General features: G+C 28.2%; 9 protein-coding genes. 8 read left to right on the top strand and 1 reads right to left on the bottom strand.

All coding sequences use genetic code 11. The annotated features are described in order from the left end of the window. The 6 genes from VJ881_09750 to VJ881_09725 form a co-directional block, all read left to right on the top strand. A partial coding sequence (locus tag VJ881_09750) for a DUF512 domain-containing protein (protein HKL76336.1) occupies positions 1 to 524 on the top strand: 524 nt, incomplete at its 5' end. 1 nt (position 525) lies between these two features. Next, positions 526 to 1839 (top strand): ribosome biogenesis GTPase Der, encoded by a 1314-nt coding sequence (gene der, locus VJ881_09745; GenBank protein HKL76335.1) that lies wholly within the window; start codon positions 526 to 528, stop codon positions 1837 to 1839. 16 nt (positions 1840 to 1855) lie between these two features. Next, entirely contained in the window at positions 1856 to 2485 is a 630-nt protein-coding gene (plsY, locus tag VJ881_09740) for a glycerol-3-phosphate 1-O-acyltransferase PlsY (protein ID HKL76334.1), read from the top strand. Next, positions 2475 to 3506, top strand: coding sequence for an NAD(P)H-dependent glycerol-3-phosphate dehydrogenase (locus VJ881_09735; protein HKL76333.1), 1032 nt, complete (start codon positions 2475 to 2477; stop codon positions 3504 to 3506). Before plsY ends, VJ881_09735 begins: the two co-directional genes overlap by 11 nt. Positions 3507 to 3623: 117 nt before the next feature. Beyond that, complete coding sequence (locus VJ881_09730; GenBank protein ID HKL76332.1) at positions 3624 to 3926, top strand: HU family DNA-binding protein; 303 nt, start codon at positions 3624 to 3626, stop codon at positions 3924 to 3926. Positions 3927 to 4116: 190 nt separating this feature from the next. Then, complete coding sequence (locus VJ881_09725; GenBank protein ID HKL76331.1) at positions 4117 to 7308, top strand: BTAD domain-containing putative transcriptional regulator; 3192 nt, start codon at positions 4117 to 4119, stop codon at positions 7306 to 7308. 68 nt (positions 7309 to 7376) lie between these two features. Here the strand turns inward: VJ881_09725 and VJ881_09720 are convergent, their stop codons facing one another. Beyond that, the gene (locus tag VJ881_09720) at positions 7377 to 8267 is read right to left on the bottom strand and encodes an alpha/beta hydrolase (protein ID HKL76330.1); all 891 of its coding nucleotides are present in this window, start codon (positions 8265 to 8267) and stop codon (positions 7377 to 7379) included. 190 nt (positions 8268 to 8457) lie between these two features. Between VJ881_09720 and VJ881_09715 the strand changes: the two genes are divergently transcribed. Further along, entirely contained in the window at positions 8458 to 9492 is a 1035-nt protein-coding gene (locus tag VJ881_09715) for a 3-oxoacyl-ACP synthase (protein HKL76329.1), read from the top strand. A gap of 26 nt (positions 9493 to 9518) precedes the next feature. After that, entirely contained in the window at positions 9519 to 10814 is a 1296-nt protein-coding gene (locus tag VJ881_09710) for an acetyl-CoA hydrolase/transferase C-terminal domain-containing protein (protein HKL76328.1), read from the top strand. Positions 10815 to 11073 lie beyond the last annotated feature (259 nt).

The raw sequence follows: 11073 nt of genomic DNA, 5'->3' as shown, positions 1-11073 counted from the left end.
ATAAATATAATGAAAATTTCTTATATGCTTCTGATGAATTTTATTTACTTGCTGGAGAAAAAATACCAGAATATGATAAATATAATGGTTTTCCTCAAATTGAAAATGGTATTGGTTTAACTAGATTATTGTTAAATGAGCTAAAAAATATTGATGATGAATTACCAGATGAATTACAGAAAAATAAAAAATTTACTATAATAACTGCAGAACTATCTAAAAAAATAATGAAAAAAGTAATAAATAGATTTAATAAAATAAAAGGACTAAATATTGATTTATTAGTAATAGAAAATAAATTTTTCGGGAAAAATGTAACAGTTACCGGATTACTTACTGGTCAGGATATTTATAATTCTATAATAAAAAATGATACATCAAAAAACATAATAATTCCTGGTATAACACTAAATGATGAAAATTTATTTTTGGATAATATGAGTTTTATAAAATTAAAAGATAAATTAAAAGACAAAAAATTATATGTTTGTAACAATTTGAAGGAAATTATGGAGGTGCTTTAATATGTCAGATTCAGTTGTAGCAATTGTTGGAAGACCTAATGTAGGAAAATCTACATTATTTAATCGTTTTACTGGACAAAGAAAAGCAATTGTTGAGGGAGAACCAAACGTTACAAGGGATAGAATATATGGAGAAGTTGAATGGCTAGATAACAACTTTATTTTAGTTGACACAGGTGGAATTGAAATAAATGAAAAAGATATTTTAAAACAAAAAACAAAAAAACAGGCTGAAATAGCAATGGAAGATTCTGATGTTATATTATTTGTTGTAGATGGAAGAAGTGGTATTACTTCTTTAGATGAAGAAATAGCAAATATTTTACGTAGAACCAATAAAGAAGTTATATTAGTAATAAATAAGGTTGAAAATTATAAAAAAGCAGAAGAAATCAAATGGGAATTTTACTCTTTAGGAATGGGAGATCCTATTACAATCTCTGCTGAACATGGTAAAAATACTGGTGATCTTTTAGATCTTATTGTAAATAAACTTCCTGATACTGAAGAAGAACCTGATAGTGATACTATGGATATAGCAGTTGTAGGTAAACCTAATGTAGGAAAATCTTCATTAGTAAATTATATACTTGGACAGGAAAGGGTTATTGTAAGTGATATTCCCGGTACTACCAGGGATGCTATTGATACAGTAGTTGAATATAATGAGTTGAAATATAAATTAATAGATACAGCTGGACTTAGAAGAAAATCTCGAGTTAAAGAATCAGTTGAATATTATAGTAATATTCGTTCTATTAAGGCCATAGAAAGATCTGATGCTGTATTAATGATGATAGATGCTCTAGAAGGAGTAACAGAACAGGATAAAAAAATTGCTGGATATGCTCATGATCATGGGAAACCAATAGTTATTGCAGTTAATAAATGGGATTTAGTTGAAAAAGATAATAAAACTATGGATGAATTTATTGACAATATATATTATGAAATGAAATTTTTAAATTATGCTCCTATTACTTTTATATCTGCTATAACAGGAGTTAGAGTTAAAGAAGCTCTAGAATTATTAGAATATGTAATTGAACAGAGTTCTCAGAGGGTTAAAACCGGTGTCTTAAATGAAGTTATTCAGGAAGCAGTTCAATTAAGACAACCCCCAAGTAAAAAAGGTAAAAGTGTAAAAATATATTATGCAAGTCAAACAGGTGTAAAACCGCCAGTTTTTGTATTTTTTGTTAATGAGCCAGAACTTATGCATTTTGCTTATGAAAGGTATTTGAAAAACACTATAAGAGAAGCATTTGGATTTTTAGGAAGCCCTATTATTTTTAAAATCAAGCAAAGAACTTAAGGAGGAACTAAAAAATATGAAAATATTTTTTCTGGCAATCTTGAGTTATTTAATAGGTTCATTGCCTACTGCTTATTTAATAACTAAAAAAATAAAAGGCGAAGATATAAGAAAATTTGGTAGTGGTAATATAGGAGCTACAAATGCAGCTAGAGTTTTAGGAATCAAAATGGGCTTAATTGTCGCTTTAGTTGATATTTTAAAAGGTTATTTTGCAGTTATTTTAATACAATTAATATTACCACAACAAACTCCTTTATATATAATATTTTTACTTGCTTTAATAGTTATTATTGGTCATAATTTTTCTGTTTTTCTCAATTTTTCTGGAGGAAAAGGGGTAGCTACAACTATTGGGATAGTGATGAATATTTTCCCTATGGGCTTTTTGATTTTAACAGTAATTTGGTTTTTGATAACTATTATAACAAGATATGTATCTTTAGCATCAATGATGGCAGCCGTTTCTCTCGTTTTTTCCAGTTATTTTTTGAAAGAGTCTTCAGCTTATTTTTATTTTATGGTTATTTTGGCAATTGGTGTAATTTTTACTCACCGAGAAAATATTGCCCGTCTTTTACATGGAACTGAAAATAGAATGAAATGGCCCCCTAATAAAAATCGAGGTGATCTTAATGAAAAATAAAATTGCAGTTATTGGTGGAGGTAGTTGGGGAACTGCTCTTGCAACTATACTTGCTAAAAACAATTATGATATTGAAATTTATGTTAGAGATAATAAATTAAAAAAAGACATTAATCATAAACATATAAATACAACTTATTTTCCAGATATTAAATTATCTAATAATATTAAAGCTACAAATAATTTAAAAGAAATGGTAGTGAATGCTGAGAATATAGTTGTTTCTGTTCCTACAGATGCAACTAGAGTTATTATGAATAAAATTAAACCTTATTTAGATAATGATAAGATTATTGTCTCAACAGCTAAAGGTATAGAAGAAAAAACTTATTTAAGAAATTCTCAAATTATAAAGGAAATTACTGATAATCCTGTGGCAGTTCTTTCTGGACCAACTCATGCAGAAGAAGTAGTGAAAGATTTACCATCAGCGGCAGTAGCTGCCAGTAAAAATAGAAAAATAGCAGAAAAAATTCAAGACATGTTTATGACAAGAACTTTTCGAGTATATACTAATCCTGATATTGTAGGAGTTGAAATGGGAGGTGCCATAAAAAATATCATTGCCATAGCTGCTGGGATTACTGATGGACTAGGTTATGGTGATAATTCAATGGCAGCTTTAATTACTCGAGGTTTAATGGAAATAAGTAGATTAGGTTCTTATTTTGACAGTAATTTACTTACTTATGCTGGACTCTCTGGAATGGGAGATTTAGTTGTAACCTGTACCAGTACTCACAGTCGTAATAGAAGATTTGGCTATAATATAGGTCAAGGTATGAGTTTTGAAGATTCTTTAAGTAAAGTTGGCCAGGCAGTAGAAGGTATAAAAACTACAAAAGCTGTAAAACAATGGATCGAAGAAGAAAATTTTGATTTTGAATTACCGATTACTAATGAAATATATAAAGTTTTATTTGAAGGAAAAGAACCTTTAAATGCCGTGGATGATCTAATGTTAAGAGGACCTAAACATGAAATGGAAGAGGTTGTAGATGACAATCAGGCCTGGAATTAGCTAAAAAGACTTATTTACAGTATTTTTTTTAATTTTTATTAAATTTGGGCAGGAAAAAGCTAACAATTAGCGAATTATAAGTAATAGAATGAATTAATTTATAAGGAGGTGAAAAATATGACAAAAACTGAACTTATTGATGTTGTTGCAGAAAAAACTGGTTTAACTAAAAAAGATTGTGGTGAAGTTATTAATACCACTCTTGAAACCGTAGAAGGTTATTTAAGTGATGAAGCTAAAAAAGATGAAGATAAGAGAGACAATGTGCAAATTATTGGTTTTGGTACTTTCGAAGCTAAAGATCGTAGCTCACGCAAAGGGCGTAATCCACAAACAGGTGAAGAAATTACTATTCCTGCTAGAACAGTACCTGTTTTTAGAGCTGGTAAATCATTCAAAGACGCAGTAAATAATAATTAATAAATTTAAAAATTGAATACATAAAACCAGCATAATAGAAAGGATTGTTTTCAATCCTTTCTATTTTTTTATTTAAATATAATTTACATAAATATATCTTTATAACATTTTTTTGCAGGGTTTAGTCTAAAAATATAGAATAAATACAATAAGATAATAAATTATTTAGAAAATCTTGAGGTGATTTTTTTTGCGTAGTTTAATAATAAAAACAAAATTCATAGCTCCCTCAACTCCGGAATTAAAGTGGATTAATAAAAAATTATGGAAAAAATATAATGATTCTGTTAAATTTCCATTAACTGTAGTAAAAGCTGGACCGGGATATGGAAAAAGCACCACAATTTCATCATATTTTAATGAAAATTATAAAGATGATTATTATTGGTATAGTATTGATGAGCTTGATAAAGATCCAGCATTATTTTTTCTAAATTTTATTCATGCTTTTAAGTTCAAAAATGAAAATATTGGAGATGAAGCAATTAGATTTTTAAATCAATCAGGTAATAAAGGAATTCCCTTAAAGCAAGTTTTGGATATATTTATAAATGAATTTTTAAATGAAATAAATGAGGAAAAATTTATTATCTTAGATGATTTTCATTTAGTAAATGATAAAGATAAAATAACTGAACTTTTATCATATTTTATTAAAAGAATGCCTCCTAATTTACATCTGGTTATATCTTCAAGAGAAGATCTTAATTTTCCTCAATTTGCGAATTGGAAGCTAAAAAGAAAATTATTACTTATAGGAGATAAGGAGCTTTCTTTAAACAAAAAGGAAATAGATAAATTTTTTAAAAATGAATATAATTTGAATTTAACTGATGAAGAATTAAGAAATATTTATGAAGAAACAGAAGGATGGATTATGGCCATAGATTTAATTGGTGAAGGTTTGAGTAATGGTGCAAAAGTTGAGGATATTATTAATAATGAAACTGAATCTTTACATTTATTATTTGAATATTTAGCATTTGAAGTACTGGAAAATCAATCAGAGGAAATAAAAGAATTTTTATTAAAAACAGCTGTCTTAAAATATTTACGGATAGATATATGTAATCAACTTTTAGATATTAATAACAGTAAAGAAATAATTGAAAAAATAGTTGATAAAAAACTGTTCATATATTATTTGGGCAATAATCAATATCGATATCATAATTTATTTCATGAATTTTTACGAGAACAGGGTAAGAAAAAATATGATTATAAAAAACTTCATAAAAAAGCTGCAGAAATTTGTGAAAATACAGGTGAAAAAGGTTTCGCTATTTATCACAGTTTGGGGGCAGAAGATTATAATAAATCTGCAAAATTAATATTATCATCAGCTGAAAAACTTTTAGAATTAGGAAGATTGGATACTCTCCAGGATGCTTTAAATGAACTACCTAATTCAATTTTTTCTAAATATCCTCTTTTATATGTATATCAGGGAGATATATATAGACTTAGAAGTCATTTTGATCAGGCTCTAAAAGTCTATAAAAATGCCAGGGAATATTTTGATGATAATTTATATTTAAGTATAGTTTTACAAAAAATAGCAATGATTTATCTTGATACTGTTCAACCTGCAAAAGCAGATAAATATTTAAAAAAGGCTTTAAAATTAAGAGAAAAGGAAAATTTATGGGATGAATCGATATTATTAAAATTAATGGCTGAAAATAAGGCTAATGAGGGCCAATTGAAAAAAGCAGAAAAATTATATAAACAGGCTGAAAATATAACTGAAGATGAGGTAGCAAATAATAATTTTAGTGCAAGAGTTAAGTTAAGAACCGGTCGTTTGAAAGAAGCTCAAAAAATCCTTGAGAAAAAAGTAGAAAATGAAAAAAAGGGTTCAAGAATACCTCGTTCACACCGGGAAACAATTTTAATTTTATCCTTAATTCATAGTTTTATTGGTAATTCTTTTTCAGCAATGAATTATGCTCAGGGAGGTATATATTTAGGGGAAGAACTTAATTCTCCTTTTATTAGGGCTGTTGCTTACATGAGATTGGGACATGCTTATCAAATCAAAGGCAGAGAAAAACTTGAAAATGCTCGTAATGCTTACAATAAGTCATTAGATATAATTGATGAATTTAATATACCAAGAGGAAAAGCAGAGCCATTAATGGGCCTGTCTTTACTGGAGGCTTTTCATGGTGATTGTGATTTAGGTCTTAGGTATGGTAAACGAGGATTGAAAATTGCACAACAGGCTGGTGATGAATGGCTTTCAGGTATTCTTATTTTTAGTATGGCAATCAATCATTATTTTAAGGGCAATTTAAAAAAATCTGAAGAAAAATTCTTAGATAATATTATAAGGTTTAAAAAATTAAATGATGAATTTTTAAAAACAATAAATAGAATTTGGTTATCACTTGTTTACTATGAAGAAAATAAATTGGATAAATTTGATATAACTACTAAAAATCTTTTTAAAATAATGGAAAAAAGAAGTTTTAATTTTATATTTCTAAAATCAACTTTATTTGGAGGAGATTCCCCAGAAAGATTTATTCCAGTTTTATTAACAGCAAGGGACAGATCTATAAAAGAAAATTATGTTAAAGGAATTTTGGCTGAATTAGGCTTAACACACTTAAAAAACCACCCTGGCTTTAAATTGAAAATAAAAGCTTTGGGAAATTTGCAGGTTTGGCGCGGTAAAGAAAAAATAAATCAAAAAGATTGGGAACGAGAAAAAGCCAAAGAACTATTTTTATTATTTTTGGTTCATATAGGTGAATTAATACCAAAAGAAAAAATATACTATTATCTCTGGCCTGAGAAAGAAAAGAAAAAGGCTTCACGTAATTTTAAAGTTACATTAAATGCATTAAAAAATGCTCTTGAACCTTCAAGAAAACCAAGACAAAAACCATTTTTTCTGGTACGTCATGGCTCTTCATATGGTTTTAATGAAAATTCTGGTTATATTTATGATGTTAAAGAATTTCAAAAATTAGTTGAAAATGGGGAAAATGCTAATTCTGAAGATGAAAAAATAAAATATTTCAAATCTGCAATAAATAAATATGATAACGACTTTGTAGTAGATAAACTTTATCTTGATTGGGTAAGAAATGAAAGAGAGAGATTAAAAAGTTTATTTTTAAACACAGGAGATAAATTAATTGAAATTTATTTTAAAAGAGAAGAATATCAAAAATGTATTGATTTGAGTAATAAAATGTTGGAAATTGATAATTGCTGGGAAAAAGCATATTTATATAAAATGAAGAGTTATAATAAACTTGATCGAAGGTCAATGGCTATTAAAATATATAAAAGGTGTAAAAGAGTACTTGATCGAGAATTAAATGTTTTTCCCATTACAGAGATTGAAAGTTATTATCAAAAATTAACATAAAATATTATCTAACTAAAGAGGCAGTTTTACTGCCTCTTTAGCATATATAAGGGAAATTAAAGTGAAAATTAATTAATAAAATTTAAAATATTTTCTAATAGTTGATCAAGATCATCTATTAGAGGAGAATGACCACATTTTTTGAGATATTGTAAATTAGCATTTTCTCCAATATCATTATTAATATCTTTAGCCATTTGCTCAGTTACTACTTTATCATTTTCTCCATACAAAATAAGAGTAGGTGCTTCAATTTTTTCTGCCTTTCCAATACCTTCTTCTAAACCATTATGCTCATTACTAATATTAAAATGAGCAAGAGCATAATCCACATCTACTAAATTTCTTTGAGTAAACATATCTTCAAGATATTCATTATATTTTTCTGGATCAGGTTGATTATCAGTGTAAATAGTGTTATTCCAGATCATTTTCATTGTATCTTTATCCTTATTTTTATAAGCATTTAATACAGGTAATACTTGAACTGGATCATTAGCAATTTCTTCTTTTGTAGAGAGTAATTCACCAGGAATGGGTTTTCCATTTTCATCTTTTTTAAATATTGGATAACCCTTTGTGCCTACAGATTCCATTAGTATTAATTTCTTTACATATTCAGGATTATCAGCAGCAAAATCCATAGCCACTCCTCCACCGGTAGACCATCCCATTAAATTGAAATTATTTAAATTTAATTTGTCACAGAACATTTTTAAATCTTCTGAAAAATCATGTAAAGAACTAATTTCTTGATTGTAAGAAGAAATACCGAAACCTCTTAAATCTGGGGCATATATAGTAAATTCGTCAGGCATAGATTCTATTAAAATATCCCAATGTTTAGAAGAAGTCATATTACCATGAAGTAAAACTAACAATTTTTCACCACCATCTTTTTTACGGTATCCTAATTTTTCACCATTTGCTAATTTAACACTTTTTAGATTAATTTCCATTAAAAATTCCTCCTTTTGTTTAATTATAACATAATTTACGTAACAAAAAAGTTACAATATTAAATTTAATTAGTAAGTTACTTGTTTGTAACTTAATTGAAACTCAAAATATTTATAATATTATTGCAATAAATGATTTGAAATTATCTAAATAAATATTAAATTTTGAGCATATTAGGGGGAAGTCAATATGGATAAAAACAAAGATCATTTAGGTATAGTTGGTACTGGAATTTATCTTCCAGATGAAAGAATGACAGCTTCTGAAATTTCTGATGCTACAGATGGTTATTGGGCAGAAGAGGCAGTCAAAGAAAAATTAGGAATTATTGAAAAGGTTATTCCAGGAGAAAATGATGGAACACAGGACATGGGAGTTAGAGCAGCAAAAGATGCTCTTGAGAGAACTAATGTTGATCCAAAAGAAATAGATCTTATTTTAGGAATCGGTGAAGAGTGGAAAGAATATCCTTTAACTACCTCTTCAATATATATCCAGGGTCAGATTGGGGCAACAAATGCCTGGGCAATTGACCTCCAACAGAGATGTTGTACTACAGTTGCAGCAATGAAAATTGCAGAAAGTATGATGATTGCTAATGAAGATATTGAAACTGCTATGATTGTTGGTGGATATAGAAATATAGATTTTGTAGATTATAAAGACAAACCAATGTCTATGATGTATAATTTAGGGGCAGGTGGTGGAGCATTAATAGTAAAAAAGAATTATGGCAAAAATGTTTTAATGGGTACACATATTATGTCAGATGGTTCTTTAGCTAGGGATGCTGGAGTTAAATATGGTGGATGTGAAAATCCTATTAATTGTGATAACATTGATGAAGCTTATAAATCACTTACTATTTTTAATCCAGAACATATGAAAGAAAGACTTGAAGAAGTTTCAATGGATAACTGGATGCATTGTATTGATAAATCTTTTGAAAAAGCTGACCTGGATAAAGATGATTTAGGCTACTTAGCAGTTTTACATTTTAAAAGATCAATGCACAATTATATGTTAGATTTATTAAATATTGATTCCAGTCAAACTACTTATCTAAGTCATTATGGACATCTTGGACAAATTGATCAAATTTTATCTTTAAGATTAGGTTTAGAAGATGGAAAGGTTGAAGATGGTACAATTATTTCCATGATTGCAGCTGGTATTGGTTATGCCTGGGCTGCTAATGTTGTTAAATGGGGAGATATAAATTAATAATAAATATGAAAGGGGACTAAAATATGAATGTAAGTAAAAAATATCAAGAAAAACTTATAACTATCCCGGAAGCTGTTTCAAAAGTGAAATCCAATCAAAAAGTTGTAACTGCAATGGCAGCTTCTGAACCTCAGGGTTTATTACATGAATTAGAAAATAGAAGTGATGAATTAGAAAACGTGAACATTGTTTCTTGTTTAATGATGGGAGATTATAATTTTTTGGAGCCTAAAATGAAGGGAACATTTTTAAATGAAACCTGGTTTTATGGTCCTGCAGATCGTAAAAACCATAAACACGGAAATGTCACTTATATCCCTAATAATCTCCATGAAGCTGGTATGAAAAAACTTGAAAACGATGATTTGAATATATTCTGGGGAACAGCTACTCCTATGGATGAAAATGGATTTTTCTCACTTTCTTTGGGTTTAACTTATGAAAAAATGATGATCGAAGATGAAAATACAATAGTTGTCCTTGAAATTAATGAAAATTTACCATGGACTTTAGGAGATACTCAGGTGCATATTTCCCAGGTCGATCATCTAGTGGAAAATACAACTCCTTTAATTGAAGTTCCACCGATTGAACCAGGTGAAGAAGAAAAGCAAATAGGAGAACATGTTGCAAAAATGATTGAAGATGGTTCTACACTTCAGTTAGGTATTGGCGGTATTCCAAATGCTATTGCTCATTCTTTAAAAAACAAAAAAGATTTAGGTGTACACACTGAAATGTTTACTGATGGTATGGTTGATTTATTTAAAGAAGGGGTAATAACAAATCAAAAGAAAACATTATGGAAGGGAAAAATGGTAGGAACATTTGCTATGGGTACCAAAAAATTATATGATTTTATAGATACTAATTTAGCAGTTGAATTTCAACAGGGTAGTGTAACCAATGACCCCTGTATTATTGGGCAAAATCATAAAATGGTAAGTGTTAATACAGCTTTACAGGTTGATTTGACTGGCCAGGTTTGTTCAGAAGCTATTGGAAATAAACATTATAGTGGGACTGGAGGTCAGGTAGATACTCATCGTGGTGCCCAAAGATCAGAAGGAGGCAAAGGTATTATTGCCTTAAGATCTACAGCTAAAGATGGAGAAATTTCAACAATATTAGCTGAGTTACCAGCAGGTTCAAAGGTAACTTTAGGAAGAAATGATATTGATTATATAGTAACTGAATACGGTGTAGCACATCTAAAAGGAAAGAGTATTAGAGATAGAGTGGATGCTATGATTAATATTGCTCATCCAGATTTTAGAGATGAATTACGTAAAAAAGCCAATGAAATAAAATTATGGTAAATTGAAGTATAAAAAGGTATTTTATGATTAATACTGAAATATATATTATGTAACTGGCTTGTAACTAATTTAAGTTATATTATAATTGCAAAAATATATATTATTCAAAAAATTTCAGTTATAAATACTTATATATTTTTTGAAAGGAGAGTGATATAAATTTAAATATTCTTTATTTAGTTGTATAGAATTTTCTAAATTATCAAAACAAACAATATAAGGGGGAAATAAAGTTGAAAAAATTATTAGTTATATCACT

The organism is Halanaerobiales bacterium (assembly GCA_035270125.1).
GTDB lineage: Bacteria > Bacillota > Halanaerobiia > Halanaerobiales > DATFIM01 > DATFIM01.
The sequence above is the reverse complement of the archived record's forward strand: the minus strand, read 5'-3'. Positions and strand labels throughout refer to the sequence as shown.